Source organism: Rhodococcus sp. ZPP, from assembly GCF_017656075.1.
Classification (GTDB): Bacteria; Actinomycetota; Actinomycetes; order Mycobacteriales; family Mycobacteriaceae; genus Rhodococcus_F; species Rhodococcus_F oxybenzonivorans.
Genome location: NZ_CP058638.1, coordinates 4,473,762 through 4,499,415, shown reverse-complemented (window position 1 = coordinate 4,499,415; position 25,654 = coordinate 4,473,762). Strand labels below are relative to the sequence as shown.

Genomic DNA, 25,654 nt, shown 5'->3' with positions numbered 1-25,654 from the left:
ATAGCGTCCGATCATGATCATCAGGTGTTCAGCCGTCCGAAATATACAAGCGACATCGTCCGGGCAACCTGTAAGTTGGTCTGCGATCGACGGGGGACGACGTGATTCGTAACAAGCATCGAAGTGTGCGGGCTTCACCGTGCGCCACTGCGCTGCGGCACACACATTCAGGCGCACACCACTGTGACGGTTCGCCGTCACTTCAGGCAGGGAGATCTTCATGACATCCGAAGCGGCGATCGAGGCAATAGAGCTGGTCAAGCGATTCGGCGACAACGTGGCGGTCGATGGGGTGAGCTTCACGGTTCCGCAGGGATCCGTTCTCGGATTGCTCGGCCCCAACGGCGCGGGCAAGACCACGACAGTGCGGATGATGACCACCCTGAGTGTCCCCACCAGTGGAACTGCACGGGTGGCCGGTCACGACGTCGTCACCGACCCCGGGGCGGTGCGGCTGAGCATGGGACTGACCGGCCAGGCCGCGACCATCGACGAACTGCTGACCGGACGTGAGAACATCCGGATGATCGGCGAGCTCTACGGGCTGTCGGGCAAGGCAGCTCGCCGTGCCAGCGACGAACTCCTCGAACGGTTCTCCCTCACCTCCGCCGGTGACCGGATCGCTCGAACCTATTCGGGTGGAATGCGCAGGCGTCTCGACCTCGCCGTGAGTCTCGTTGCCACACCACCGGTGCTGTTCCTCGACGAACCCACAACCGGACTCGACCCGGCCAGTCGGATCGAATTGTGGGATGTACTCCGGGAACTGGTCGAGGACGGAACGACACTGCTGCTGACGACGCAGTATCTCGAGGAAGCCGACCAACTTGCCGACAAGATCGTCGTCATCGACAAGGGCAAGGTCATCGCCTCCGGCACCCCGGTGCAACTGAAGGACCAATCCGGCAAGGCCAGTCTCGTTCTGACGGTATCGCACGTGGCCGATCTCGACGAGGCCGAGCGCATGCTCCGCCAGCACGTCTCGGACGTGCGGGTCGACAGGTCGGCCCGGCAACTGTCGGCGCCGACCGACGGTCTACGCGACATGACGCGTATCGCGAATCTTTTCGACGACAGCACCATCCTTCTCGATGACATCGGTCTCAAACGTCCGAGCCTCGACGATGTCTTCCTGAGCCTGACCGGTCACCGCGCCGAGACGGCCGAAACCGCACGTACCTCAGATGACCTGGAGACAGCCAGATGACCACCACATCCACACTGAACCCCACCGCGATCGGTACCCGGCTGACTCGCCCCGACATCAAGCCTGCGGGACTGGCACGTCAATCGTGGATCGTGGTGCGGCGGAACCTCACCCACATCAAGCGGATGCCGGAGATGCTGCTGGATGTCACCATCCAGCCGGTGATGTTCGTTCTGCTGTTCGCCTACGTTTTCGGTGGGTCGATCATGACGTCGGGCGCGAATTACCGCGAATGGTTGCTTCCCGGCATCATGGCTCAGACCATGGTGTTCTCCTGCTTCGTGGTCGCCGTGGGGTTGAACTCGGACCTCGACAAGGGCATCGTCGATCGCTTCCGGTCACTACCGATCTCGCGGTCGTCGATCCTCATCGGCCGGAGCGTGTCCAGCATCATCCACTCCAGCATCGGCGTCGTCGTCATGTCGCTGACCGGCCTCCTCATCGGCTGGCGCATTCACAACGGCTTCGGTGAGGCGGTACTCGCGTTCGCGCTGCTGTTGCTGTTCGGCTTCGCGATGATCTGGTTCGGCATTCTCGTCGGATCGTTGATGCGCTCGGTCGAGGCGGTCCAGGGGTTCATGTTCACCTCGATGTTCCCCATCACGTTCCTGGCCAACACCTTCGCACCCACCGAACAGATGCCGACCTGGCTGCGGACCATCGCGGAATGGAACCCGATCTCCGCGCTCGTGCAGGCCATGCGCCAGCTGTGGGGCAACGCTCCCGCAGCACCCGCCGGCGCGGCGTGGCCGCTCCATCACGCGGTTCCGGTCACGATCGGCTGGTCACTGCTGCTGATCGCGATCTTCGCGCCCCTCGCGGTGCGAGCCTTTCTGAACCGGACCCGCGACTGACCGATACGGACGGCAGCTAGCCCGACACCTCGTCCACCAGCCCCCACACCATCGCAGTCTGCGCGTCGAGGGCAACGCCGGTCACGCACAGCCAGAAGGCACGCCAGCGTCCGATCCGCCGCGGCACGCTGACGGTGCCGCCGGCACCGGGGATCAGCCCCATCGCCACCTCGGGAAGCCGGAAAAGGGAGTCCGGGCGGGCGACGATTCGGTCTGCGAACGCGGGAACTTCGATTCCTGCTCCCACGCAGCTACCGTGCACGCGGACCTCGATCCGGTCCGCGAGCTGCGCGACGAGCCGGCCGGCGCCCGCCCGGGTGCGGATCAGATGGGCGGTGGCCAGGTCGGGTGTCGTGCCGAATTCGTCGAGGTCACCCCCCGCGGAGAAGGAAGGTCCGGAGCCGTCGAGAACGATTTTCGTGATGGTGGTGTCCACGAGTGCGAGCCGCAGCGCCTCGACCAGACCGTGACGGACCTCGGCGCCGTAAGCGTTGCGGCGTTCGGGCCGATTCAAAGTGACCAGAAGCTCGTCGTCCTCCCGCCGGACCAGCACCGGTTCCTGCGGCGAGGGTGGCGGCAACGGGCGCGGCCCTCGCTGCTCGAGCCATCGACGAAACTCCGGGCCCCCGAGCAGAGTGGAATACGCCAGCGATTCGACGTCGATCGCGGCAGGCGCCGTCAGGTGCTCGGAAAGCTTCAGCACCTGGGCCAGTACCAGCGTCGAGTGCGGGTTTTCGGCGACCTTGCGGTGCAATTCTCCGACTGCCACATCCGGGTCCGGCACGGACACCGCGACGCGGTTGCCCGGCGCCGACTCGGCGACGAGCGTCGTGTCGAGGGCGGACGCCACCTTCTGCACATCCGGTGACAACTCACGGCCACCGTGGTGCAGTCCCACAAGTATCCGGTCACTGACGCGTGCCCTGTCCGCGGCGCGCACGCAGGTGACCGGATCGGCGGCGCCGTCGAGGTTCACCGTGAGCATCGGGCTGTCGATCTCGGCGCCCTCGGACAGCAGCGGGCGGTCCGCAGCACCGTCGGCCAACTGCTCGAGCGTGATCGTTCGGACGTCGTTACCCATGGATACAGCCTGCCAGCTCCATATCGGTTGCGTGCAGCCGGGTTTCGTCCACCGCGTAGCATCGACGCCGTGCCCTCCCCCTCGACGACGGATCCCTCGGACCCGGTGCGGGACTGGGCCGACAGTGGCGTCGTCGCACTCACCGGCCGCCACGGCGGTTCCCCGATCGTGCCGCCGGGGCGAGCCGCGACCGTGGCGCGGGAAAGGGCCTCGTGGATCGCCGAGGTCACGGAACTCAGTTCGGATCCCGTGCTTGTCGACGGTCCGCGACTCCTGTCCGAACGGGCCGCCTTCACCGGGCACAGCCGGCGTGGGGACATCTCGGTCGGCGGCAGTTGTCGCCTCCTGCCCACGTCGGACGGGTGGGCGGCGGTGTCGTGTGCGCGACCCGATGATCCCAGCCTGTTGGGGGCGCTGATCAGCCGCGCCGTCGACGAGTCCGATCCCTGGCCCGCCGTTGCCGAGTGGCTGAAGACCCACACCGGATCGGAGTTGGACGAGCGGGCGGAACTGCTGGGCATCGCGGCGGGTTCGCTCCGGTCCACGGAAACGATCCCTGGTCCTCTCGTGCCGCTGGCACCTCGCTCGGTGCAGGGATTGCTGGTCGTGGATTTCAGCGCCCTGTGGGCGGGACCGCTGTGTGCTCATCTACTCGGGTTGGCCGGCGCCCGCGTCGTCAAGGTCGAGACACCGACCCGCGCGGACGGCGCCCGCCGTGGCAACGCCGACTTCTACGCCCTGCTGCACGGCGGCCACGAGGCGGTGGTTCTCGACCCGGATACCGCCGAGGGTAGGCGGTCGTTGGCTCTGTTGGTCGAGACGGCCGACATCGTCATCGAGGCATCCCGGCCGCGCGCGCTCCGGCGCTTCGGCCTCGATGCCGACGAATCGGTGGCGCGGGGAACCACGTGGGTGTCGATCACCGCCGCCGGGCGCGGGTCGGATCGGATCGGCTTCGGTGACGACCTCGCCGCGTCCGCCGGCCTGGTCTCGCACGATACGGACGGTTCCCCGTTGTTCGTCGGTGACGCGATCGCCGACCCCCTCACCGGTCTCACCGCCGCAGCACTGGCGATGTCGGCTCCCGCCGACGGATCGGGGTACCTGTGGGACATCTCGATGTCCGCGGTCGTGGCGGCCACGTTGACCGGCGAGCCCGAGGTGCAGTCCGAACGGCGAAGCGGTCATTGGGTCCTCGTGACGGACTCGGGTGTGGCCGATGTCGCGCATCCGCACCGCCGGACACCGCGAGGGCGGGTCGCGGATGTCGGAGAGAACACCGTCGAAACTCTCCGCAGCCTCGGAATTCCGGTGCCATGACCGACCTCCTCATCCGCAACGCGGAACTGGGCGGCGTGTCCGGTGTCGACATACGTATCTCCGGCGGAACGGTCACCGAGATCGGGCGCGGAATCACCCCGGCAGGCGCCGAGGTGATCGACGCCGACGGTGGGGCTGTGCTGCCCGGACTCACCGACCATCACCTGCACCTGCACGCCATGGCCGCCGACGCCGTCTCGGTTCGGTGCGGACCTCCCCATGTTCGCGACCGCGGGGATCTCGCTCGCGCACTCGAACGTGCCCAGGCCGACGACAACGGGTGGGTGCGCGGTGTCGGATACATCGAAACTGTTGCCGGCGAGCTGGATTCATCTGTTCTCGACACCCTGCACGGGCAACGGCCGGTGCGCATTCAACATCGGAGCGGGGCGATGTGGGTGCTCAACGGCGCCGCTATGGCGGCCGCGCGCCTCGCAGAGACCCACCACCCAGGAGTCGAGCTCGACCACGCCGGGGCCCCGACCGGGCGGGTCTGGCGCGCCGACACCTGGCTGCGTGAACGTCTGCCACGCTCACAACCGCCCCGGTTGGCAACCATCGGTGCGGCGCTGGCCCGTTTCGGGATCACGACCGTCACCGACGCCACCCCCGACCTTTCCGCCGAGTCGCAGCAGGCCATCGGTTCTGCCGTCCGCTCTCGCGAACTTCCCCAGCGGGTGCATCTGCTCGGCGCGCCGCTTCGAGGCGACCCGGACACCGTGGCGGGACGCGTCAGCGTGGGCCCGTACAAGATCGTGCTGGCAGATTCGGGTTTTCCGGACCTCACGGAGTTGGCCGACCTCATCCGCGACGTTCACGCGCTCGGCCGCGCCGTCGCCGTCCACTGCGTGAGCCGGGAAGCGCTGCTCATTCTTCTCAGCGTGTTCGACGAGGTCGGCACAGTTCCGGGTGACCGTATCGAACACGGCGCACTCATCCCCCGCGAGAGCCTCGACGACGTTCGCCGACGGGGATTGCGGGTGGTGACGCAGCCGGGTTTCCTCGCCCACCGCGGCGACGACTACCTGCGCGACGTCGACCCGCGGGACCTCCCGGATCTCTACCGCTGTCGCTCGCTGATCGACGCCGGCGTCCCCCTCGCGCTGTCGAGTGATGCCCCCTACGGGCCGCTCGATCCGTGGCAGGTGATCGCAACAGCCGTCGACCGCCGCGCACCCACCGGCGACATCGTGGGCATCGACGAGCGCATCACCGCTGCCGAAGCCCTGGACCGCTACCTCGCACCCGCCGGGGACCCGGGTGGCCGACCCCTCGGAGTCACCGTGGGAGGACCCGCCGACGTGGTGCTGTTGCACGTTCCGCTCGACGAAGCGTTGCGGATACTCGGCTCCGAGGTCGTTCGGAGCACCGTGCTGGACGGAATCGTCACTTACGCTGCGTCCGTGGACAATTCCCATTGAGCCGAGGAGTCGATCCGGATTCGCCGCCGACCGGGCATTTCGGCGCTATCGTGTTTTCGATGACGTACACACCCGATCCGCGTGTCGACGCCTACATCGATGCCTTGCCGGAGTGGCAGCAGACGATCTGCAGGGAAGTCCGGGAGCTCGTACACGAGGCGGATCCGGAGGTCACCGAAACCATCAAGCGCACGGTCCAGCCGTACTTCGTGCTGCAGGGCAATGTGTGCGCACTGCTGGCGGCGAAAGATCATGTCAACGTGTTTCTGTACGACGGCGGTATCGTCCCCGATCCGGACGGAATCATCACCGCCGGCCACGACAACAAGACCGCGCGCACGGTGGCCTTCCGGGAAGGCGAGAAGATCGATGCACCGCCGCTGCTGGCGATGTTTCAGCAGATCATCGCCAATAACCGTGCGGGCGGGTGGCGGAAGTTGAAGAAGGAGATGTAGCTCGGAAAGTGCGCGAGTGGTGCCTTCCGGGGGTTAGGTTGGCTGCATGGCGACCGGCAAGAGCAAGTCTCCCGCTGTCGAGCTGGCGGTCGGTGATCGCACCGTGCGGATTTCTCATCCGGAACGCGTGTATTTTCCGGCCACGGGGGCGACGAAACTCGATCTCGCGAACTATTACCTGAGCGTCGGTGACGGCATCGTGCGCGCGCTCCGGGAGCGGCCCTGTATGACCCATCGCTTCCCGGACGGACTGAGCGGGGAGAAAGTTCATCAGAAACGGTTGCCGCGCGGAGCACCGGATTGGGTCCAGACTGTGCGGGTGACCTTCCCCCGTTATGGGCGTCACGCCGACGAGTTGTGCGTGACGCATCTGGCCGACGTGATCTGGTCGGTGCAGATGTCCGCAGTGGAGTTCCACCCGTGGAACTCCCGCCGGGCGGACGTGGAGAAACCCGACGAGTGGCGGATCGATCTCGATCCCATGCCCGACTGCGGTTTCGACAGGGTGCAGCGCGTCGCCGGTGTCGTGCACGAGGTGCTCGACGAACTGGGGGCGACGGGCTGGCCGAAAACCTCCGGCGGATCCGGCGTCCATGTCTACGTGCGCATTCAGCCCGACTACGGATTCGACGACGTACGCCGTGCGGCGCTGGCCTTCGCCCGTGAAGTCGAGCGGAGGGCGCCGAAAGATGTGACCACGACGTGGTGGCGTAAGGACCGCGACCCCGAGAAGGTTTTCGTGGACTACAACCAGAACGCCCGCGACCACACCATCGCCAGTGCGTATTCGGTGCGGGGTGTGGCCGAGGCAACGGTTTCGACGCCGGTGTCCTGGGACGAGATCGACGATGTCGACCCGCGGGAATTCACGATCGCCACGGTTCCCGCCCGTTTCGAGAAACTCGGTGACCTGCACGCCGGAATCGACGATGCGGTGTTTTCCCTGGCCCCCCTGTTGGAATGGGCGGAGCGGGACGAAGCCGCCGGCCAACCCGATCCCGGTGGCGCCGAGGACTGATCACCGACGCCACCACCCATCCGGCGCGATGATCGCGAGCTCATATGCCTTGACGCGTATATACCCGAAGGCGCATACTCCAACCATGGCGCCCGATGTGTTTACCGTGGTAGCCGAGCCGCAGCGCCGCCGGATTCTGGAACAGTTGCGCGGCGGCCAGGCGAGCGTCGGAGAGTTGGTCGACGTCCTCGACCTCTCGCAGCCCACGGTGTCGAAGCATCTACGGGTACTGCGCCAGGCGGGGTTCGTCACGTGCCGCACGGCGGCGCAGCACCGTATCTACAGCTTGCACCGTGACCCGTTCGACGAACTCGAGGCGTGGCTCCGGCCGTACCGCCAACTCTGGGATCGCCACCTCGACGCACTCGGACATCACCTCGATTCGAAGGAGAACAGGACATGACAGAGACCAATCGCCCGAGCGCGTACCGCCCCGGACCACTCGGTCGAGTCGAGACCACACCGGAGGGCGACCGGTGGACGCTGACGTTCGTTCGCGAGTTCCCACACTCCCCGTCAGCGCTGTGGACAGCACTGACCGATCCGGCGGAACTGCCGCAATGGGCGCCGTACACGGCGAGCCGCAACCTCGGAACACTCGGCCCCGCCACGCTCGTCATGGTCGACGGGGAAGAGCGAACCGAACTCGACGGCAACGTCACGCGCGCGGACGCCCCGCACATTCTCGAACACGCATGGGGCGACGACGTCCTGCACTGGCAGATCGACGAAACCGAGTCGGGAACGCGACTGACACTGCGCCACACGCTCGACGACAAACGCACCACTGCGATGACGGCCGCCGGCTGGCACATGTGCTTCGACGTGGCCGAAGCACTCTTGGGTGGCAGCCCGATCGGGCCCATTGTCGGCGGTGACGCGATGAACTACGGCTGGCGCGAACTCAACGAGCAGTACTCCGCGCTGCTCGGAGTCGAGCCGATCGACCCGACACTCGAGTGAACCGCTGACAGTGTTCGACTGCGCCAGTACGGTCGAAACCATGAGACTGCAATGGGAATCTGTTGTCGTCAACGCGGTGAATCCGGCCGCTCTCGGACAGTGGTGGGCGGCCGCCCTGGGCTGGGGGCTGGTTACCGACATCGAAGGGGATGTGCACATCCGGCCGACACCGGAGAGTCATCCGGAAATCCTGTTCGTCGCCGTTCCGGAACCCAAGCAGATACAGAACAGGCTGCATCTCGACTTTCGGCCCGACGATCAACAGGCCGAGGTCGAGCGACTCCTCGCCCTGGGCGCCAGACACGCCGACGTCGGTCAGGGACAGGAGAGTTGGGTCGTGCTCGCCGATCCGGAGGGCAACGAATTCTGTGTTCTCCGAAGTCGGTAACGCTCACTCACACAGTCGCCCCGCGCAGATCCCGGAGAGCCTCGTGTTGAACGACGAGTACCCGGCCCACCGGGACGCCGACGACCCCCGCCGTGTCGTGAACGGACAGTCCGTCGATCACTCTCAGCAGCATGATTTCCCGAGCAACGGGGTGTAGGCGCTGCAGGAGCAGCGATACCTCCCGAGGTGCGTCGACAATGCCGAATTCGGCGTCGGCGCGGGCACGGTTCACCGTTCCGGCCATCCGTCGATACACCTCGCGCACCGGAAACTCGTGAGAAGCAAGCGAAGATACGTCGCGGGCGACGACGAGCAACGCCTCCTGCGCCACCTCGCCGACCCGACGCGATGCCTCACGACCGTTCCCCAACCTGGCACGGCAGTACCGCACCACGTACGGCCACAGCAGCGTGGTCAACCGTTCGACGCCGGCACGATCCCCTGATCTAGCGGCAGTTGCCGCGGAACGCACATCGTCACCGAACATACGTCCATCCTCCGACACGTCCGACGAGGACACATCAGGGATTGTCCCCATCTCGAGATGCGTAGAAGTCCCTATAATTCGGGCTTGCGTCGCAGGTTCTTCACGTGTCCGCGTTGCTTCTTCGCCTCGAGCCTGCGCCGATGGGAGCCCTTGGTCGCGGTTGTCGGGCGTCGCCGACGGGGTTCGGACAAGAGCGCCGCCCGCAACAGGGCCGACATCCGAGCCCGTGCCGCTCGGCGGTTTCGCAACTGAGACCGGGTATCGGAAGCTGTCACCGTCACCACCCCGTCGACGAGTCGGTGTCCCAGACCGACCTGCAACCGCTCATACTGTCCCGCCGTGAGAATCGACAACGCGCGCACGTCGATCGACAGCTCCACCCGCGAATCCGTCGTATTGACGCCCTGCCCACCGGGACCGCCCGAGCGAGAGAACCGCCACTGCAACTCTGCGGCAGGAACGATCAGCGATCGAGTGATCTCGAGGTCGTCGGTGACGTCACTCCCTGGAAGTGCCCGGGGCCCGTCGCTCATGATCACAGTGTGCCCGAGGGGACGACAACGCATACATCCCAGAACCCGCGCACGAGTGTCGGAAGCGGCATGCCGGCGTAACAGAGAAGCCCCGAGCAACGATATCCCGCGGACTTCCAATATCTCCGAAGGACCGCATGACTCACGTTCCGCCACCCGTATCCGCCACCCGGCGGAAGTGGCCTTGGATCACCGGCGCGATCGTCGCGGTGATTGCCGCAATCACTTTCCTCAGCCCCACCGAGGACGACCACTCGGCTGGCGCCGCGGCAGTATCCGCCTCCGAAACTTCGGTAGGGTCGCCGACCACGACTGCACCGGCACCGGCCTCCCCACATGCGGTGCTGCCGTCGGATCCTGATCTGTCCGCCGTCGAACCCCGGATGGTCGACGGGACTCGAGCGAGCGATGCGCTTCGCCTGCTCGATACCCTGGCGATCAAGGGCCGCGCCCCGAAAACCGGTTACGACCGCGAACTCTTCGGACAGTCGTGGACAGACGACGTGACGGTGGAGGGCGGCCACAACGGTTGCGACACACGCAACGACATCCTCCGGCGCGACCTTCGGAACATCGTGTTCAAACCCGGATCCCGCGACTGTGCGGTGCAGAGCGGGACCTTGCACGACCCGTACACCGGGAACACCCTCTTCTTCGTGCGCGGCGAGACCACCTCGAGCGCCGTGCAGATCGACCACGTCGTCGCGCTGTCCGACGCGTGGCAGAAGGGCGCCCAGCAGCTCGACACCGCGACGCGTCGCGACTTCGCGAACGATCCCCGGAACCTCAAGGCGGTCGACGGCCCCACCAACCAGCAGAAGTCCGATGGTGACGCCGCGACGTGGCTGCCGCCGAACCGAGGTTTCCGCTGCACGTACGTGGCCGACCAGGTGGAAGTCAAAGCTGCCTACGGGCTGTGGGTCACCCAGGCGGAGCGCGACGCGATAGCGCGGGTCCTCCAGGATTGCGGCGGCACCTCTCCCGTGGTCGCGCCGACTCCAGCGCCTGTGCCAGCCCCAGCCCCTGCCCCTGTGCCGGCTCCAGCGCCCGTCCCCTTCGCCGAACCCGCACCCCCCAGCGCGGTGTATTACAAGAACTGCTCGGCGGCCCGGGCCGCGGGCGCTGCGCCGGTGCGCGCGGGTGACCCCGGCTATGCGTCACACCTCGATCGTGACGGGGACGGCGTCGGCTGCGAGAACTGACCCGAAATACGCCTGCGACCCGAGCCTGACGAGGCACGCGTCCAGAGCACCCGTTATCGTGAAGTGGCCTGCAGGGACGTCGGGTACCTGTAGATCTGTTGTACATGTCAGAAAGATGAGATCGGCATGACCGCTGCACCCGACGAAGTCGGCACCCCCTCTCCCCCGACGGCCCCCGCCGCGCTGACCAGGCCTGCTCTGTCAGCACGTGAGGTGGAAGTCCTGCGACACTGGTTGCGCAGCGATTCCAAGCTCGCCGTCGCCGGTGACCTGCACATCGCTCTCGGCACGGTCAACACCCACCTGAGCCGCATCCGCGAGAAGTACGCGCTGGTGGGGCGTGACGCGACCACCAAGACGGCGTTGCTGGTCCGGGCGCTTCAGGACGACATCATCACCATCGCCGAACTCTGAGGCCTACGCCCTCCGCAGGGCGTCCCGATTGATCTCACCGACCGAGGTGAGGCCGCTCAGCCCCATCGTGAGGTCGAATTCGGCGATCACATTCGCGGTGGCGTCGCGGACGCCTTCGCGGCCAGCGAGTGCCAGACCATAGAGGTGTGGCCGGCCCAGAGTGACCGCGTCCGCCCCCAGAGCCAACGACTTGAAGACGTCGGCCCCCGTACGGATACCGCTGTCGAGGAGCACCGTCATCCTGCCGTCCACAACAGGCGCGATGTCTGCGAGAGCGTCGAGTGCCGAGACGCTGCCGTCCACCTGCCGCCCACCGTGATTGGACACCACGATGCCGTCGACACCCGTGTCGAGAGCGCGCCGGGCGTCGTCGGGATGAAGCACACCCTTGAGGAGGACGGGAAGGCTGGTCCGCTCGCGCAGCGTCTCGATGTCGCTCCAGCTCAACGAGGGCCGAGAGTAGATGTCGAGGAAGGTCTCGACGGCCGCGCGGGGCTCCGGTGACCGGAGATTGTCGAGGAACCGGCCCGGGAATCGCCGGGTCATCGACACGAGGGATCGGATCGCGCCGAGTGTCACCTCGACATCGGGCTTGGCCACTGCCGCCGCGATTCGATCGCGCACGATGCGGCGGAATACCGGGTCCGAGGTGTACTGCGCGATGCCCTGGCCCTGCGCGAACGGAAGCGAACCGAGGTTGAGGTCCTCCGGCCGCCAGCCGAGCATCGTCGTGTCGAGGGTGACCACCACAGCATCCGCCCCGATCTTCTCGGCACGGTGCAGAAGGCTGTCGACCAGCTCGTCGTCGGTGCTCCAGTACAGCTGGAACCAGCGGGGCGCATCACCCATCACCGCGGCGCTGTCTTCCATGGGCGCGCAGCCCTGGTTCGAGAAGATGTACGGGACACCCAGTTCGGCGGCCGCCGCCGCGATCGCGCCGTCACCCTCGGGGTGCGCCAGTTCCGCGGCGCCCACCGGTGCCAGCAGGACAGGTGCGGGTAGCCGTCGTCCGAACAATTCGACGCCGATGTCGCGGCGGGAGACGTCACGCAGCACGCGCGGAACGATCTGCCATGAGTCGAACGCCTCACGGTTGGCCTGCATGGTCCGGCCCAGCCCGGCGCCGCCGTGAACGTACGCCCAGGCCTTGGGACTCATCTTCCTGCGGGCGCGGCGTTCGAGCGTCGCGAAGTCCGTCGGGACAGTGGGTGTGCGTCCCAGAACACCGTCACGGTAGATCACGTTCTGGCGGGCCCGGCCCGGGTTGTCCTGGTTCTCGCTCACAGCCATGCGCCGAGTCTTGCACAGAGCACGAAGGCGCAGAGTCGATCGGACGCGTATGTTCGGTACCGGCACCACTTCCTGCAGACCTGTCTCACCACAGCACTGCCGCGTCCACCACCGCCGACGTTCCAGGAGTCCGAGATGCCCGATCGCCAGTCCCTCACCGGCGCACCCTGTTGGATCGACCTCACCAGTTCCGACCCCGCACAAGTCATTCCGTTCTACACCGACCTGTTCGGGTGGACCGCCGACACCGATGAAGATCCTCAATACGGTGGTTACACGATCTTCGGTAAGAACGGCTCACCGATAGCCGGCCTGGGTCCGCAGCAGCCCGGCAATCCCTACGGCAACATCTGGACCAACTACATCGCGTCCGAGGACGCCCAGGCCACGGCCGCGAAAGCGGCAGACGCGGGCGGCCGGGTGATGATGCCGCCCATGGTCGTCGGCGACCAGGGCTCCATGGCCATCCTCGCCGATCCCGCCGGCGCGGTCATCGGGGTATGGCAGGCAGATCAGCACAGCGGCTTCGGACTCGTCGACGAACCGGGAGCCCCCGTCTGGCACGAGACGCTCTCCCGCAACTATGCGTCCGTGCTCCCGTTCTATGCGGACGTGTTCGGCTGGTCGTACGAATCCATGGGCGACTCAACCGAATTCCGCTACTCCCAGGCGAAGATCGGCGACCGGATGGTGGCGGGCGTCATGGATGCCGACGCGTTCCTTCCCGAGGGCGTGCCGTCGTTCTGGCAGTTCTACCTCGGTGTCGACGACGCGGACGCCGCGGTGGCCCGGGTGACCGAGCTGGGCGGAAGCGTTCAGCGCGAACCGGAGGACAGCCCGTTCGGCAGGCTGGCGTCGGTGGCCGATCCGTTGGGTGCTTCCTTCCAGATCATGGGAATGCGGTCGTAACCGCTACGGCGCGGACGAGTTCGCGTCGCGCGCGTCCCAGATGTCGAGCAGCGACGTGAGGATTTCCTCGGCCATGCCTAGCCCGCCGAGGTGACTCTCGCCGCGCATCGTGTGAAACTCGGCATCCGGCAACATCGACACCATGTGCTCCCCGTGCCGGTGCGGGATGATGTGGTCGCAGTCGCCGTGCCACCAGCGGACCGGAGTCTTCACCTCGTTCACCCGGAACCCCCAGTCCCGCGCGAACAGCACCAGGTCGGCGAAGGGTGCACTGAGCTGCTTGCGGCCACCGTTGAGCAGGTCGTCGAGGAACATCGCCTTGAACTCCGGGCGGGCCAGGAGGCGCCGGTCCCCCTCGGGCGACAGCCGCCCGTACAGGTCGATGATCGGGGAGGCGAACGGCCTGGCCAAGCGGATGACGGAACTGGCCACCAGCCCGATGGGGATGCCGCCGGCCGCCAACGCCGGCGCTGCCAGCACCGCGAGGTCCATGAGCCCGCTGCGGATGGCGTCCGGCCCCTGCGTGGGCGCGACTCCACCGAGAATGCCGACGGCGACCACGCGGTCGGGCATCGCGTATGCCGCGCCCAGCGTGTAAGGGCCACCGCCCGACAGCCCCACGATGGCCATCTGGTCGATTCCCAGGGTGTCGGCGACGATACCCAGGTCCTCGGAGAAGTCGAGTACCGATTCGTACCGGAAGGACGTCGACGAACCGACACCCGGCCGGTCGATGCCGATCAGCCGCAGATGGTGCTTCTCCGCGAACGCCCGAGCCTCGGTCGGGACCTGACGGCGCGCGCCCGGGGTGCCGTGCAGCCAGATGACCGCACGACCCTGGGCGGCTCCGAACTCGGCGAAACCGATCCGTCGTCCCTCGCGTACGGCTACGGTGCCCTCCAACTGTGGGCGTGCGATATCGACCATGCGCACAGCTTCGCACGTGACCCCGGTCACGATTTCGACCAGGTCCCGGTCAGCGGTGGGCGGTGGATGTGAACTGGTAGGTCGCCGCGTCGACGATCTGTTCCGGCGACACCTCGATCTCGCCGTTCAACCACGCGGTGATCAACTCCGATAACCCACCGACGAACAGCAGGGCGGTGATCTCGTCCTGCGGCGACGACCACGCGCGGTCCCCGTAGAGCGCCTTGGACTCTTCTGCAACCATCGACGCGAACGCGCGCAGCAACTGACGGCGTCGTGTGCGCAGCGGTTCGGCACCCGCCGATTCGATGATCGACACCCTCCCCTTCCGCGGATCCTCCGTGAGAATCTCCACGAACGTCGCGATCGCCGCTCGCGCGCGCACTTCGGGATCTCCGGTGACGGTCTGCAGGGTGGCGTGCGCCGCCACCCGCACCTCCTCGGCGATCCCCTCGATGACCTGTACCAGCAGATCGTCGCGACTGCGGAAGCTCTCGTAGAAATATCGTTCGGTCAGTTTTGCCTCTGCACAGATCGCGGTCATGGTCGCCTTGTCACCGACCGTCCCGAAGACCTGCAACCCGGCTTCCAGCAGCCGTGCACGGCGATCTGCAGCCCGCTCCTGCGAACTTCTGCCGCGGTACTGCCGCGCCGGCTGAGTCATTCCTCGATGTTGACAGACCGTCCGGTGTGACGCACACTACACACAACTGACAGAGCGTCCTGTCACATCCTCGACGAGGAGAGCCGATGCCCAAGCTTCTTGCTCCCCCACCTCCCGACAGCACCCTGAGTCCCATCGCCGGTAACGCCGGACTTCCCATCATCGGACTGGGACTCGACTACATCCGCGACCCCATGGGACTGCTCGAAAGCCGCTGGGAGCGGTACGGGCCCGTGTCGTGGCTGAGCATGGCGGGCAAGCGGTGGGTCACCGTCATGGGGCCGGACGGCTGCCAGACGGTGCTGCAGAACAAGGACCGCGCGTTCGCCAACGGTGACGGCTGGAGCGTGCTCATCGGCCCGTTCTTCCACCGCGGCCTCATGCTTCTCGACGGCGACGAACACCTCGCCCACCGGCGAATACTGCAGCAGGCATTCACTCGCGAACGACTGTCCCGCTACACCGAGGCACTGCACCCCGCCGTCGAGGGTGCGCTGGACGGTTGGCACCCGCGGGCAGGCTTCGCCGCGTACCCGGCGTTGAAGGAACTGACGCTGGATCTGGCCACGAGCATCTTCATGGGCGGCGCCGAGGGGTCGTCGCACCAGGAGATGGTCGAGGTCAACAAGGCCTTCATCGATTGCGTCCAGGCTGCCACCTCCGTGGTTCGCTTCCCGTTGCCGGGCACTCGCTGGAAGCGTGGAATCGACGGGCGAGCACGCCTCGAGAAGTTCTTCCGCCGATACCTGCCGGCGCGCAGGGCAGGCACGGGCGACGACCTGTTCACCACGCTGTGCCACATCGAATCCGAAGACGGACAACGGTTCAGCGACGACGACGTCATCAACCACATGATCTTTCTGCTGATGGCTGCGCACGACACGTCCACCATCACGCTGTCGACGATGATGCAGTACCTGGGTCAGCATCCGGAATGGCAGGAGCGATGCCGTCGGCAGTCGGCGGCGCTGGGAACGTCCACGCCGAGTTACGACCAGCTCGACGAGCTCACCGACCTCGACCTCGTCATGAAGGAGTGCATGCGGCTGGTGCCGCCGGTCCCGGTGGTGTCCCGGCGGGCGGTCAAGGACACGGAGGTGCTGGGTCGCTACATTCCACGGGGCTCGTACGTATCGGTGGTCGTGCACTTCACCCACCACATGGCCGAATACTGGCCCGATCCGGAGAAGTTCGATCCCGAACGTTTCGCACCCGAGCGACGGGAAGACAAGATTCACCGATACGCCTGGGAGCCGTTCGGTGGGGGTGTACACAAATGCCTCGGTATGCATTTCGCCGGCGCCGAGATCAAGACGGTCATGCATCACCTGCTCCAGCGCTTCGATTGGCACGTCGATCCCGGATACCGCGCGCCGCTCAACTACACCTCGCTGCCGTACCCCTCCGACGGGCAACCCGTCGACCTTCGTCACCGGTTGTGATCACGACGGGCGCCGTCCATCCCGCATAGTGGACCCATGACCACTACGGCGCCTGCGCTCGACGTGTACTCGCAGCCCACTCTGTCCACCCTGATGCCGTCCGTCCTGGCCTCGCTCGGGGTGGCGGGTGAAGCGAACCCCCTCGAGCTCCCGGACAGCCGGCACACCGTCGTGCTGCTTCTCGACGGGTTGGGCTGGAACGCACTGAATCAGCATCGAGACCACGCGCCATTTCTGTGCAGTCTCGCGGGCCGGCCGATTCGAGCCGGGTTTCCCACCACGACGGCAACCAGCATCGCTTCCCTCGGCACCGGATTACCGTCGGGCAGTCACGGCATCACCGGGTACCAGTCATACGTCCGTGAGGTTTCGGGCACGCTGAATTGGTTGTCGTGGCGGGCGGGGCGCCGAGGCGACGAACTCGCACGCCTCGTCCCCGAGGTCGCCCTGCCGACACCCACTGTGTTCGAACGCGCTGCGGCAGACGGAGTTCGGTGCGCCAACGTGCTACCGGCAAAATTCGACGGGTCCGGTCTCACCCGAGCGGTGCTGCGCGGTGGAACCTTCACCGGCATACATGCGTACGGTGATCTGATCGCGCAGGTGATCACCGCCTCCCGTACCGGCGACCGCACCCTCACTTACTGCTATCTCAGCGAAATCGACACCCTCGGACACGTGTACGGTCCGGGATCGGAGTCGTGGACACAGCAAGTGGCCATCGTCGACGCACTCGTCGAGAATCTTGCCCGCGCCCTCGCGACCGTGCCCGGGAATCCCACTCTGTACATCACCGCCGATCACGGCATGGTCACCGTGGACGACGTCGACAAATTGGACTTCGATGCGGATTCGAGGTTGTCGGACGACGTCATCGCACTCGCCGGCGAGCCCCGGTGCCGGCACGTGCACACCCGGAGCGGAGCCGCCGGCGACGTGGCAGCACGGTGGCGGCAAGCACTCGGCCCTCGTATGTGGATCGGCACGAGAGACGAGGCGATCACTGCCGGGCTGTTCGGCCCCGCCGTTCGATCCGACATCGCCGGGCGTATCGGTGACGTCGTGGCAATCGCACTGGACGGTGTCGCGGTGGTGCGGCGGAAGAAGGAGTCGCGGTTGTCCGCCCTTCCCGGTCAACACGGCGCACTCACCGACGACGAGTTGCTGATTCCCCTGCTGCACACCGCTGGTTAGTCCCGGGTCGGCCACCGGCACTGCGGGCCACTCCTGGTAGAAATAGCGAACGCTGTTGAATCCAGGAGACATTCATGCCCCGCACTGCGGTACCGAATCATCGCACCATCATCTCGACCGTCAGAAGCAGGTGGCCCTGGATCCTCGCCGCCATCGCCGTCATCGTGTTTGCAGCAATGCTGGCCCCGCAGTCCGACGACACCCTCGCCGCAGGCACCGGCCCGCCCATCCTGCCGGAAGCCACTGACGCACAGCAGATACAAACGGCGTTCGCACAGTTGGCAACCCTCGAAGTCAAGGGCCGCGCCCCCAAGACCGGATACGACCGGGAACTCTTCGGCAGCAGCTGGACCGACAACGTCTCCGTCGAACTCGGCCGCAACGGCTGCGACACCCGCAACGACATCCTGCGACGCGACCTCGTCGACATCACCTCTCGGGATCGCACCCGAAACTGCGTGGTGCAGTCCGGGACGCTGCGAGACCTGTACACCGGCAGCGTCATTGCCTTCACCCGTGGCCCGAAGACGTCGGACGCGGTGCAGATCGACCACGTGGTCGCGCTGTCCGACGCGTGGCAGAAGGGCGCCCAGCTCCTCGACGCCCAGACACGGGCCGACCTCGCGAACGATCCGCGCAACCTCCAGGCGGTGGACGGTCCCACGAACCAACGCAAGAGCGATGCGGACGCCTCCACCTGGCTGCCGCCACTGAAGAACTACCGATGCACCTATGTGGCCCGGCAGGTGGAAGTAAAAGCGGCATACCGCCTCTGGGTCACCCCAGCCGAGCGCGACGCCATGGCCGGTGTGCTCACCGAGTGCGGCGCGCGGTGACTACTGCCCCGGTGCGGTGAGCCGGTTCTCCGAGCCCGAGTCGGACACCGGAGCGGCGGCACCGGTCTCCCAGTCCACCGAGTTGTTCGACCCGGTCAGCTCCACACTGTCCATCTCCTGTGCGCGCACGAAGTTGTCGTTGCCACTCACCGTCGTCACACCCGAGTCGTCCACGGTGATCGAGTTACCGCTGCCGGCGACCGAGATCCGCCCCGCCTGCTTACCCACCACTGTCACACCGTTGCCCTGCACCTCGATGGCCTCCACCGTCTCGATGTTCGCACTGTTGGTGCGCCCGGCGACGGTGAGAGTGCCGGTGCGGCCGCCGATCACGTTGGTGTCCTGGCCACGGATCAGCACGGCGTCCGAGCTGCCGATGTCGGCCGACACGCCGTTGGCCTCGATCGTGACCGTGCCGCATTCTCCGTCGAGCACGATGCCCGCCCCGTCCCGGTTGACGACGACATCCCGGCCGGCACAGTCACCACCGGCGTTCAGCTCGACAGCCGAATCTCCTGACGACGACGCCGCGCGGTCGTCCGACGCCACGTTTCCGCAACCGGTGAGGCACACGGCGCCGACCGTCAGAAAGACGGAAGCGGTCAGAACCGGCACACGGATGCCACCGCCCTGCCGTGTCACGTTCATCGATCCCTGCCTCCTCGTCCCGGACCCGTGCCCTCTTCTCCCGGACAGGGGGTGTCACACTCGCAGAACTAGCCGGCAGTGACCTCGCCCGAAACCTCGGAGCCACGAGTACACCGCGGCCCCGAGGTCGGGTACAGGATCAGCTCTTCGGGAGGGCCGGCATCGTCACGACCTGAGCGGCATACGACAGCCCGGCCCCGAACGCGAGAAGCAGGGCAGTGTCGCCCGGCTTCGTGTCGCCGGACTTCAGCATGGCCTCCATCGCCAGGGGTACCGAGGCAGCGGATGTATTGCCGCTCTCGGCGATGTCGTCGGAGACGGGAACACTCTCCGGCAGCTTCATGCTGCGAGCGATGACCTCGGTGATCCGCGAATTGGCCTGGTGCGGGACGAATGCGTCGAGGTCGTCCACGGTCATGCCGGCCTTCTCGACCGCACGCAGTGCCACCTTGCCCATCTCGAAGGCGGCCCAGCGGAATACCGCGGTTCCGGCCATCTTGATGTACGGGCGGGTGGCGCCCGGCGTCGTGATGTATTCGTACCAATCCAGGTCCTGCACGATGGCGTCGGCCTGCGAGCCGTCCGACCCCCACTCCACCGGTCCGATACCGGCGACGTCACTCTTGCCGACCACGACGGCGCCCGCGCCGTCGCCGAAGATGAATCGGGTCGAGCGGTCGGTGGGGTCGGTGGTGATGCTCATCTTCTCGACGCCCACCACCAGGGCGTAGTCGATGGAACCGCCACGGACCATGTCCGACGCCACGGCCAGGGCGGTGCAGAATCCCGCGCAACCGCCCCCGAGGTCGAAAGCGCCCGGGCCGTTGGTCCCCAGCGCGTCGGCGACCACCGCGGCGGCGGGCGGTGTCAGCAGGAGGTACGTCGACGTGGCGACGATGACACACCCGATCTGCTCGGGAGCGATACCGCTCGCCGCGATCGCCTCGCGGCCCGCGGCGATCGACATCGTGACCACGTTCTCGTCCTCCGCGGCGAAGCGGCGATTGCGGATGCCGGAGCGGGACTGGATCCACTCGTCATTCGAGTCGATCAGCTCACAGATCTCGTCATTGGTGACGACCCGTTCCGGCCGGTACACGCCGAGCCCGAGAAGGGCGGACTGCCGACCTCCGGTCAGGGTGGCAATCTGCTTTCCCATCGATCGATCTCCTCATCAGGTCCCGCGTCGTCTCCGCGCGGTGTGGACTTGCTCGTTCCACACGTTACGTCGGCACCGCCCCAGCGGGTAGCACCGGTTACTGTTACTCGTCGGTAACCTCAGGCCGTCGTGTCCGGACAGAAACGAACTCACTACTCGAAGCGACACTTCGGCGGGACCCGACTTGCTAGACTTCCTTCGATTTCCAGCAGTTGATCACCGGTAGGGGGAAGGGTCCCACGGACCCGGGGAAGCCGCCTGCTGCTAGAGATGGAGTACCACTTCGTGAAGCGCACCACAGCCCTTGCCGCAGCGTCCATCGCCAGCGTCGCCGCGTCGTTGATCGCCTTCGCCGTACCGGCCGCGGCCAACCCGAACGTCGTCAACCCCATTCCAGGGCTCAACGGCACCAACGGTATCCCGCATCTCACCGGCCGTACCCAAGCCGTCGCCCAGCAGACCGGCCTGCTCAGCCCGAACCGCACCCAGGACGCCAACGTCCTCGGCACCGACCTCGGCATCATGTGGGACAACGGCCAGGGGCAGGTCCTCACCGCGTTCGGTGACTCCGCCGGGCTCGGACTGCCCAACCTGCTGTCGGGCAGCATCTGGGCGTGGCGCAGCAGCACCCTGTTCCGCAGTTCCGACGGCATCCTGTCCGACGGCATGAACTTCGACAGTTCGCCGCGCGACATCTTCGGGCAGTCCAAGGAACTCGTTCCCAGCCCCAAGATCCCGTTCGTCGAGATCAGCCGCATCCCCACCGCAGGTGTCGCCGTGGGCAACACCCAGGTGATGAGCATGATGTCGGTGAAGAACTGGGGTCCCGCGGGAACGTGGGACACCAACTATTCCGGTCTCGTCTACTCGCACGACAACGGCGAGAACTGGACCGTCGCACCCGAAACCCAGCGCCCGAACGTCGGAGGCAACGCCAACTTCCAGATGAGCGCGTTCGTCAAGGGCGGTGGCTTCGTCTACCAGTACGGAACGCCGGCCGGCCGCGGCGGACTCGTCCACGTCGCTCGCGTCCCCGAGGCCCAGATCATGGACCTCGGCGCCTACGAGTACTTCGACGGCGGCAAGTGGATCAAGGGGAACCCGGACGTCGCCAGGCCGATCGTCGCCGGAGGCGTCGGTGAGTTGTCCGTTGCCTACAACGAATACCTCGGACAGTTCCTCATGCTGACCACCGACCACAACAACTCCGTCGTGATGCGCCGCTCCCCCTCGATCACCGGACCATGGAGCGGACCCGAGACCCTCGTCGACGCCCGGGAACTCCCCAGCGCGTACGGCGCGTACATCCACCCGTGGTCGTCCGGTCCCGACCTCTACTTCCTCACCACGGTGCACAGCAACTACAACGTGCTGTTGATGCGCACCACCTTGACTCCCTGAGTCCCGAGTCGTTCCACGTTTCCTCCATGGCCCCGACGCGCACTAGCGTCGGGGCCATGGACGCATCTGACTGGGACGAACGGTATGCAGACAGCGAACTGGTGTGGGGTGCGCCACCCAACGCCGTCGTGGTCGAGCAGGTCACCGCGCTCAACCGGGGTCGGGCGCTCGACCTGGCCTGTGGGGAGGGCCGCAACGCGCTGTGGCTCGCCACCCGCGGGTGGGAAGTGACGGGGCTCGACTACTCCGCTGTCGCGATCGACAAGGCCCGGCGAGTGGCGGCCGAAGCACCCCGCTCGGTGCGTGAACGGCTCGACTACCGCGTCGCCGATGTCACCGAATCCGACTTCGGCACCGAGTACGACCTCGTCCTCGTCATCTACCTCCATCTGCCGCCCGCGGAGCGTCGCAAGGTTGTGAACCGCGCCATATCCGCGTTGAAACCTGATGGAATCCTCATGATTCTGGGGCATGACGCCGTTAACTTGTCGCAAGGAGTCGGGGGGCCTCAGGATCCCGAAATACTGTTCACCCCAGAGGATTTGACGACCGAGCTGAATGGCCGCGTCGACATCGATCTTGCAGAACGGCGCTTCCGCGAGACGGATGCAGGAACCGCGATCGACGCACTCGTCGTGGCACACCGCCCGAGTCTTGGCAGTCGGGATATTGGGGCGTAATATCGGCGATGTTACCGACGAGTAATAACTTGGGCGGTACTTACTGATAGACCGCACCATCTCACTGGGAGAGACAGAAGACATGGGCCATTACAAGAGCAACGTCCGCGACCTGGAGTTCAACCTCTTCGAGGTCCTCGGTCTCGAGCAGCCGCTGAGCGAAGGCGTGTGGGGCGATCTCGACGCCGACACAGTCCGCAACATGCTCAGCGAAGTTGCCCGCCTCGCCGAGGGACCGCTGGGTGAGGCGTTCGCCGACGCCGACCGCAACCCTCCGGTCTTCGATCCCGAAACCCACACCGTCACGCTGCCGGAGTCCTTCAAGAAGTCCTTCCGCGCATTGTGGGACGCCGAGTGGTTCCGCATGGGCATCTCCGAAGAGATCGGCGGCGTTCCCGTCCCCCGCTCCGTGGTCTGGGCCATCGGAGAGTTGATCCTCGGCTCGCAGCCGGCCGCGCACATGTACCAGGCCGGACCCGCGTTCGCGGACGTGCTGTTCCACAACGGCACCGAAGAGCAGAAGAAGTGGGCCGCCACCATCGTCGAGCGCGGCTGGGGCGCCACCATGGTCCTCACCGAGCCCGACGCCGGATCCGACGTGGGCGCGGGCCGCACCAAGGCGATCAAGCAGGACGACGGCTCCTGGCACATCGAAGGCGTCAAGCGGTTCATCACCTCCGCAGACTCCGACGACCTCTTCGAGAACATCTTCCACCTCGTTCTCGCCCGCCCCGAGGGCGCGGGACCGGGCACCAAGGGCCTGTCCCTGTTCTTCGTCCCGAAGACGCATTTCAACTTCGAAACCAACGAGTTCGGTGAGCGCAACGGCGTCTTCGTCACCAACGTCGAGCACAAGATGGGCCTCAAGGTGTCCACCACGTGTGAGGTCACCTTCGGCGGCCACGGCGTCCCGGCCCAGGGCTGGCTCGTCGGCGAGGTCCACAACGGCATCGCGCAGATGTTCGACGTCATCGAGCACGCCCGCATGATGGTGGGCACCAAGGCAATTGCCACCCTGTCGACCGGTTACCTCAACGCGCTCGACTACGCCAAGGAACGCGTCCAGGGCGCCGACCTCACGCAGATGACGGACAAGACCGCCCCCCGCGTCACCATCACGCATCACCCCGACGTCCGGCGCGCCCTCGCCATGCAGAAGGCGTACTCCGAGGGCCTGCGCGCCGTGTACCTCTACACCGCCGCACACCAGGACGAGGCCACCGCCAAGCTCGTCTCCGGTGCCGACAAGGACCTCGCGTTCCGCATCAACGACCTGCTGCTGCCCATCGTCAAGGGTGTCGGCTCCGAACGTGCGTACCAGTACCTGACCGAAAGCCTGCAGACCTTCGGTGGCTCCGGCTTCCTGCAGGACTACCCCATCGAGCAGTACATCCGCGACGCCAAGATCGACTCGCTGTACGAGGGCACCACCGCCATCCAGGCCCAGGACTTCTTCTTCCGGAAGATCGCTCGCGACCGCGGCGTGGCACTCGCCCACGTCTCCGGCGAGATCAAGAAGTTCATCGACAGCGAGGCAGGCAACGGTCGCCTCAAGGCGGAGCGCGCACTGCTCGCCACCGCGCTCGACGACGTCCAGACCATGGCCGCCACCCTCACCGGCTACCTCATGGGCGCCCAGGAGCAGCCGTCCGAGCTGTACAAGGTCGGACTCGGTTCCGTGCGTTTCCTCCTCGCCGTCGGTGACCTGATGATCGGCTGGCAGCTGCTGCGTCACTCGGAGATCGCGATCAAGGCGCTCGACGAAGGCGCGTCGGACAAGGACAAGGCGTTCTACGAGGGCAAGGTCGCCATCGCGTCCTTCTTCGCCAAGAACGTCCTCCCCGAACTCACCGCCATCCGCGGCATCATCGCGAACATCGACAACGACATCATGGAGCTCGACGAAGCCGCGTTCTGATCGGCTGTAGCTTCTGGTTTCCGCAGACGCACCCCTTCTCCGCACACGCACCGCTTTCCGGACCTTATTCCGGGTGCGTCTGCAGAGGAGGGGTGCGTTTCGATGCTCACACAGTGCGCAACGTCAGCTGCCGCGGCGCAGGCAGCGCCGAGGGCTCAACCCTTCCCGACGGTGGAAGCGATGCGCCTCCTCGTGCGAGGACCCGCCGGATGCGAGCAGCGAGCCGAAGAGGATCACCCAGGTCTTCCCATGTCCATCGGACCATCTGGAAGCCGAGCTCTCGCATCGCATCTTCGCGCCGTTTCTCGTCGAACACCGCGTCGCCCGGTTGTTGACCAGCTTTCAGCAACCGGGCGTATTTCACGCGTCCGTCGAATTCGCCCAGGAACGCCGAGCTCTCGATGTAGAAGTCGACGCGGCCGAGGATTCTGTCGTCGTATCCCCGAACCACACCCTGCTGCGATGGCGAGGGAAGCCCCATTGCCGCGAACATCACTCGACTGCGGGATTCCCCGACACTTTCGCTGTATCCGGTGAGAAAGTGCACCACACGGCGGGCAGCACTCACACCCTTCCGGCCCTGAGCAGATGCGAGTTCGCATTCCAATTCGTCGCGCCTGATACCGAAGGTCCGAACGGCCGCGTCTCCGGTCACAACGGCCTGCTCGAATGGGAGCGTACGGCCGAGATCCACGATCATCCGTGACGGAGTGGTCACGAGGTACCCGTCCACCTCCACTACTTGGTCGTTCAGTGACGAGCAATGCACCGCCACACGGTTCTTGATACGCCCGCCACCCTGGCGATTTCTGGTGAAGTGCACCCGATCGAGTGGCGTTCTCCACACTGGTAATCCGTATACGACAGCTGCCGATTGGTGGCTCAGTACTGCGTCCCGCGACATTCGGGGAACTGCGGCGTCGATCAGAAGCCGGTGACGTGCTTCGGGCGTCGCACGCTTGAACGCCGGTTCGACGAGATACGCGCCGGAACCGAGCCGTCGCCACTCTCCTCGCGAGTAGCGGCGCCGTATTTCGTCGTCTGTGAAACCGGCCGCTAGTGCGTCCCGCCTCAGGATCAACTCCGCCGGATCGTGTTCCATAGCGATGATCCTCGCGGGCGCACAGTTCAGCCGCATTACCGATCTTCGATCTGTGGACAACTCCCGCACAGCCGCACCCCTTATCGGCTTCCGCGTACGAAATGGGGCGCGAGAATGAGTGCGCTTGCCCAGAAGGGGTGC

27 protein-coding genes are annotated in these 25,654 nt (G+C 66.1%); 18 read left to right on the top strand and 9 right to left on the bottom strand.

What is annotated here, in order from left to right:
* Positions 1-220 precede the first annotated feature (220 nt).
* Both HYG77_RS21040 and HYG77_RS21035 read left to right on the top strand, forming a co-directional pair.
* Positions 221-1,207, top strand: coding sequence for an ATP-binding cassette domain-containing protein (locus tag HYG77_RS21040; RefSeq protein ID WP_208960470.1), 987 nt, complete (start codon positions 221-223; stop codon positions 1,205-1,207).
* Positions 1,204-2,061 carry an ABC transporter permease gene (locus tag HYG77_RS21035; protein WP_109333217.1) on the top strand — a complete coding sequence of 286 codons (858 nt, stop codon included), beginning with the start codon at positions 1,204-1,206 and terminating at the stop codon, positions 2,059-2,061. Before HYG77_RS21040 ends, HYG77_RS21035 begins: the two co-directional genes overlap by 4 nt.
* Positions 2,062-2,077: 16 nt before the next feature.
* Here HYG77_RS21035 and HYG77_RS21030 read toward each other — a convergent pair whose 3' ends face one another.
* Positions 2,078-3,142 carry an enoyl-CoA hydratase/isomerase family protein gene (locus tag HYG77_RS21030; RefSeq protein WP_208960469.1) on the bottom strand — a complete coding sequence of 355 codons (1,065 nt, stop codon included), beginning with the start codon at positions 3,140-3,142 and terminating at the stop codon, positions 2,078-2,080.
* A gap of 69 nt (positions 3,143-3,211) precedes the next feature.
* Between HYG77_RS21030 and HYG77_RS21025 the strand changes: the two genes are divergently transcribed.
* The 7 genes from HYG77_RS21025 (at position 3,212) to HYG77_RS20995 (ending at position 8,707) form a co-directional block, all read left to right on the top strand.
* Positions 3,212-4,462: a CoA transferase gene (locus HYG77_RS21025; protein ID WP_244372987.1), complete on the top strand. Its 1,251-nt coding sequence runs from the start codon at positions 3,212-3,214 to the stop codon at positions 4,460-4,462.
* The gene (locus HYG77_RS21020) at positions 4,459-5,883 is read left to right on the top strand and encodes an amidohydrolase family protein (protein WP_208960468.1); all 1,425 of its coding nucleotides are present in this window, start codon (positions 4,459-4,461) and stop codon (positions 5,881-5,883) included. Before HYG77_RS21025 ends, HYG77_RS21020 begins: the two co-directional genes overlap by 4 nt.
* A 59-nt stretch (positions 5,884-5,942) precedes the next feature.
* Complete coding sequence (locus HYG77_RS21015; RefSeq protein WP_208960467.1) at positions 5,943-6,338, top strand: DUF1801 domain-containing protein; 396 nt, start codon at positions 5,943-5,945, stop codon at positions 6,336-6,338.
* 46 nt (positions 6,339-6,384) lie between these two features.
* Positions 6,385-7,356: a non-homologous end-joining DNA ligase gene (gene ligD / locus HYG77_RS21010; protein WP_109333225.1), complete on the top strand. Its 972-nt coding sequence runs from the start codon at positions 6,385-6,387 to the stop codon at positions 7,354-7,356.
* An 85-nt stretch (positions 7,357-7,441) separates the two neighbouring features.
* The gene (locus HYG77_RS21005; protein ID WP_208960466.1) at positions 7,442-7,759 is read left to right on the top strand and encodes a metalloregulator ArsR/SmtB family transcription factor; all 318 of its coding nucleotides are present in this window, start codon (positions 7,442-7,444) and stop codon (positions 7,757-7,759) included.
* Positions 7,756-8,319, top strand: a complete 564-nt coding sequence (locus tag HYG77_RS21000; RefSeq protein ID WP_208960465.1) for an SRPBCC family protein — start codon at positions 7,756-7,758, stop codon at positions 8,317-8,319. The genes HYG77_RS21005 and HYG77_RS21000 overlap by 4 nt, the downstream gene beginning before the upstream one ends.
* A gap of 40 nt (positions 8,320-8,359) precedes the next feature.
* A complete protein-coding gene (locus HYG77_RS20995; protein WP_109335346.1) occupies positions 8,360-8,707 on the top strand; it encodes a VOC family protein in 348 nt (115 codons plus the stop codon).
* A 7-nt stretch (positions 8,708-8,714) separates the two neighbouring features.
* Here HYG77_RS20995 and HYG77_RS20990 read toward each other — a convergent pair whose 3' ends face one another.
* Both HYG77_RS20990 and arfB read right to left on the bottom strand, forming a co-directional pair.
* Positions 8,715-9,245 carry a sigma factor-like helix-turn-helix DNA-binding protein gene (locus tag HYG77_RS20990; protein ID WP_244372985.1) on the bottom strand — a complete coding sequence of 177 codons (531 nt, stop codon included), beginning with the start codon at positions 9,243-9,245 and terminating at the stop codon, positions 8,715-8,717.
* Positions 9,246-9,265: 20 nt separating this feature from the next.
* A complete protein-coding gene (gene arfB / locus HYG77_RS20985; RefSeq protein WP_109335347.1) occupies positions 9,266-9,727 on the bottom strand; it encodes an alternative ribosome rescue aminoacyl-tRNA hydrolase ArfB in 462 nt (153 codons plus the stop codon).
* Positions 9,728-9,864: 137 nt separating this feature from the next.
* Between arfB and HYG77_RS20980 the strand changes: the two genes are divergently transcribed.
* Positions 9,865-10,929: a DUF1524 domain-containing protein gene (locus HYG77_RS20980; RefSeq protein WP_208960464.1), complete on the top strand. Its 1,065-nt coding sequence runs from the start codon at positions 9,865-9,867 to the stop codon at positions 10,927-10,929.
* A gap of 126 nt (positions 10,930-11,055) precedes the next feature.
* Positions 11,056-11,343 (top strand): LuxR C-terminal-related transcriptional regulator, encoded by a 288-nt coding sequence (locus HYG77_RS20975; RefSeq protein WP_201453408.1) that lies wholly within the window; start codon positions 11,056-11,058, stop codon positions 11,341-11,343.
* A 3-nt stretch (positions 11,344-11,346) separates the two neighbouring features.
* Here the strand turns inward: HYG77_RS20975 and HYG77_RS20970 are convergent, their stop codons facing one another.
* Positions 11,347-12,633, bottom strand: a complete 1,287-nt coding sequence (locus tag HYG77_RS20970; protein ID WP_208960463.1) for a lactate 2-monooxygenase — start codon at positions 12,631-12,633, stop codon at positions 11,347-11,349.
* Positions 12,634-12,768: 135 nt separating this feature from the next.
* Here HYG77_RS20970 and HYG77_RS20965 point away from each other — a divergent pair, with 135 nt between their 5' ends.
* Positions 12,769-13,542: a VOC family protein gene (locus HYG77_RS20965; protein WP_208960462.1), complete on the top strand. Its 774-nt coding sequence runs from the start codon at positions 12,769-12,771 to the stop codon at positions 13,540-13,542.
* A gap of 3 nt (positions 13,543-13,545) precedes the next feature.
* Here HYG77_RS20965 and HYG77_RS20960 read toward each other — a convergent pair whose 3' ends face one another.
* Entirely contained in the window at positions 13,546-14,469 is a 924-nt protein-coding gene (locus tag HYG77_RS20960; protein ID WP_159924171.1) for an alpha/beta hydrolase, read from the bottom strand.
* A 49-nt stretch (positions 14,470-14,518) separates the two neighbouring features.
* Positions 14,519-15,133: a TetR family transcriptional regulator gene (locus tag HYG77_RS20955; RefSeq protein WP_109333238.1), complete on the bottom strand. Its 615-nt coding sequence runs from the start codon at positions 15,131-15,133 to the stop codon at positions 14,519-14,521.
* Positions 15,134-15,219: 86 nt separating this feature from the next.
* Between HYG77_RS20955 and HYG77_RS20950 the strand changes: the two genes are divergently transcribed.
* The 3 genes from HYG77_RS20950 to HYG77_RS20940 all read left to right on the top strand — a co-directional run bounded on the left by HYG77_RS20950 (position 15,220) and on the right by HYG77_RS20940 (position 18,605).
* Positions 15,220-16,575 carry a cytochrome P450 gene (locus HYG77_RS20950; RefSeq protein WP_208960461.1) on the top strand — a complete coding sequence of 452 codons (1,356 nt, stop codon included), beginning with the start codon at positions 15,220-15,222 and terminating at the stop codon, positions 16,573-16,575.
* 36 nt (positions 16,576-16,611) lie between these two features.
* Positions 16,612-17,769 (top strand): nucleotide pyrophosphatase/phosphodiesterase family protein, encoded by a 1,158-nt coding sequence (locus HYG77_RS20945; RefSeq protein ID WP_208960460.1) that lies wholly within the window; start codon positions 16,612-16,614, stop codon positions 17,767-17,769.
* Positions 17,770-17,843: 74 nt separating this feature from the next.
* Complete coding sequence (locus HYG77_RS20940; RefSeq protein WP_109333244.1) at positions 17,844-18,605, top strand: HNH endonuclease family protein; 762 nt, start codon at positions 17,844-17,846, stop codon at positions 18,603-18,605.
* Here HYG77_RS20940 and HYG77_RS20935 read toward each other — a convergent pair whose 3' ends face one another.
* Both HYG77_RS20935 and HYG77_RS20930 read right to left on the bottom strand, forming a co-directional pair.
* Positions 18,606-19,253: a DUF3060 domain-containing protein gene (locus HYG77_RS20935; RefSeq protein WP_208960459.1), complete on the bottom strand. Its 648-nt coding sequence runs from the start codon at positions 19,251-19,253 to the stop codon at positions 18,606-18,608.
* A gap of 139 nt (positions 19,254-19,392) precedes the next feature.
* Complete coding sequence (locus HYG77_RS20930) at positions 19,393-20,412, bottom strand: beta-ketoacyl-ACP synthase III (RefSeq protein ID WP_109333248.1); 1,020 nt, start codon at positions 20,410-20,412, stop codon at positions 19,393-19,395.
* Positions 20,413-20,697: 285 nt separating this feature from the next.
* Between HYG77_RS20930 and HYG77_RS20925 the strand changes: the two genes are divergently transcribed.
* The 3 genes from HYG77_RS20925 to HYG77_RS20915 all read left to right on the top strand — a co-directional run bounded on the left by HYG77_RS20925 (position 20,698) and on the right by HYG77_RS20915 (position 24,411).
* Positions 20,698-21,813 (top strand): DUF4185 domain-containing protein, encoded by a 1,116-nt coding sequence (locus HYG77_RS20925; RefSeq protein ID WP_109335350.1) that lies wholly within the window; start codon positions 20,698-20,700, stop codon positions 21,811-21,813.
* A gap of 56 nt (positions 21,814-21,869) precedes the next feature.
* Entirely contained in the window at positions 21,870-22,493 is a 624-nt protein-coding gene (locus HYG77_RS20920) for a class I SAM-dependent methyltransferase (protein ID WP_109333250.1), read from the top strand.
* An 82-nt stretch (positions 22,494-22,575) separates the two neighbouring features.
* Positions 22,576-24,411 (top strand): acyl-CoA dehydrogenase, encoded by a 1,836-nt coding sequence (locus tag HYG77_RS20915; protein ID WP_109333252.1) that lies wholly within the window; start codon positions 22,576-22,578, stop codon positions 24,409-24,411.
* A 106-nt stretch (positions 24,412-24,517) separates the two neighbouring features.
* Here the strand turns inward: HYG77_RS20915 and HYG77_RS20910 are convergent, their stop codons facing one another.
* On the bottom strand, positions 24,518-25,513 hold the full coding sequence (locus HYG77_RS20910; RefSeq protein WP_208960458.1) for a hypothetical protein: 996 nt from the start codon (positions 25,511-25,513) through the stop codon (positions 24,518-24,520).
* Positions 25,514-25,654 lie beyond the last annotated feature (141 nt).

Coding starts and splice junctions, on each gene's coding strand:
- HYG77_RS20935 (WP_208960459.1), bottom strand. CDS start 19,253: ATGAACGTGACACGGCAGGGCGGTGGCATCCGTGTGCCGGTTCTGACC.
- HYG77_RS20995 (WP_109335346.1), top strand. CDS start 8,360: ATGAGACTGCAATGGGAATCTGTTGTCGTCAACGCGGTGAATCCGGCC.
- HYG77_RS21005 (WP_208960466.1), top strand. CDS start 7,442: ATGGCGCCCGATGTGTTTACCGTGGTAGCCGAGCCGCAGCGCCGCCGG.
- HYG77_RS20945 (WP_208960460.1), top strand. CDS start 16,612: ATGACCACTACGGCGCCTGCGCTCGACGTGTACTCGCAGCCCACTCTG.
- HYG77_RS20915 (WP_109333252.1), top strand. CDS start 22,576: ATGGGCCATTACAAGAGCAACGTCCGCGACCTGGAGTTCAACCTCTTC.
- HYG77_RS20910 (WP_208960458.1), bottom strand. CDS start 25,513: ATGGAACACGATCCGGCGGAGTTGATCCTGAGGCGGGACGCACTAGCG.
- HYG77_RS21020 (WP_208960468.1), top strand. CDS start 4,459: ATGACCGACCTCCTCATCCGCAACGCGGAACTGGGCGGCGTGTCCGGT.
- ligD (WP_109333225.1), top strand. CDS start 6,385: ATGGCGACCGGCAAGAGCAAGTCTCCCGCTGTCGAGCTGGCGGTCGGT.
- HYG77_RS20970 (WP_208960463.1), bottom strand. CDS start 12,633: ATGGCTGTGAGCGAGAACCAGGACAACCCGGGCCGGGCCCGCCAGAAC.
- HYG77_RS20950 (WP_208960461.1), top strand. CDS start 15,220: ATGCCCAAGCTTCTTGCTCCCCCACCTCCCGACAGCACCCTGAGTCCC.
- HYG77_RS20975 (WP_201453408.1), top strand. CDS start 11,056: ATGACCGCTGCACCCGACGAAGTCGGCACCCCCTCTCCCCCGACGGCC.
- HYG77_RS21000 (WP_208960465.1), top strand. CDS start 7,756: ATGACAGAGACCAATCGCCCGAGCGCGTACCGCCCCGGACCACTCGGT.
- HYG77_RS21035 (WP_109333217.1), top strand. CDS start 1,204: ATGACCACCACATCCACACTGAACCCCACCGCGATCGGTACCCGGCTG.
- HYG77_RS20920 (WP_109333250.1), top strand. CDS start 21,870: ATGGACGCATCTGACTGGGACGAACGGTATGCAGACAGCGAACTGGTG.
- arfB (WP_109335347.1), bottom strand. CDS start 9,727: ATGAGCGACGGGCCCCGGGCACTTCCAGGGAGTGACGTCACCGACGAC.
- HYG77_RS21030 (WP_208960469.1), bottom strand. CDS start 3,142: ATGGGTAACGACGTCCGAACGATCACGCTCGAGCAGTTGGCCGACGGT.
- HYG77_RS21015 (WP_208960467.1), top strand. CDS start 5,943: ATGACGTACACACCCGATCCGCGTGTCGACGCCTACATCGATGCCTTG.
- HYG77_RS20960 (WP_159924171.1), bottom strand. CDS start 14,469: ATGGTCGATATCGCACGCCCACAGTTGGAGGGCACCGTAGCCGTACGC.
- HYG77_RS20990 (WP_244372985.1), bottom strand. CDS start 9,245: ATGGGGACAATCCCTGATGTGTCCTCGTCGGACGTGTCGGAGGATGGA.
- HYG77_RS20965 (WP_208960462.1), top strand. CDS start 12,769: ATGCCCGATCGCCAGTCCCTCACCGGCGCACCCTGTTGGATCGACCTC.
- HYG77_RS20930 (WP_109333248.1), bottom strand. CDS start 20,412: ATGGGAAAGCAGATTGCCACCCTGACCGGAGGTCGGCAGTCCGCCCTT.
- HYG77_RS20980 (WP_208960464.1), top strand. CDS start 9,865: ATGACTCACGTTCCGCCACCCGTATCCGCCACCCGGCGGAAGTGGCCT.
- HYG77_RS21040 (WP_208960470.1), top strand. CDS start 221: ATGACATCCGAAGCGGCGATCGAGGCAATAGAGCTGGTCAAGCGATTC.
- HYG77_RS20940 (WP_109333244.1), top strand. CDS start 17,844: ATGCCCCGCACTGCGGTACCGAATCATCGCACCATCATCTCGACCGTC.
- HYG77_RS20955 (WP_109333238.1), bottom strand. CDS start 15,133: ATGACTCAGCCGGCGCGGCAGTACCGCGGCAGAAGTTCGCAGGAGCGG.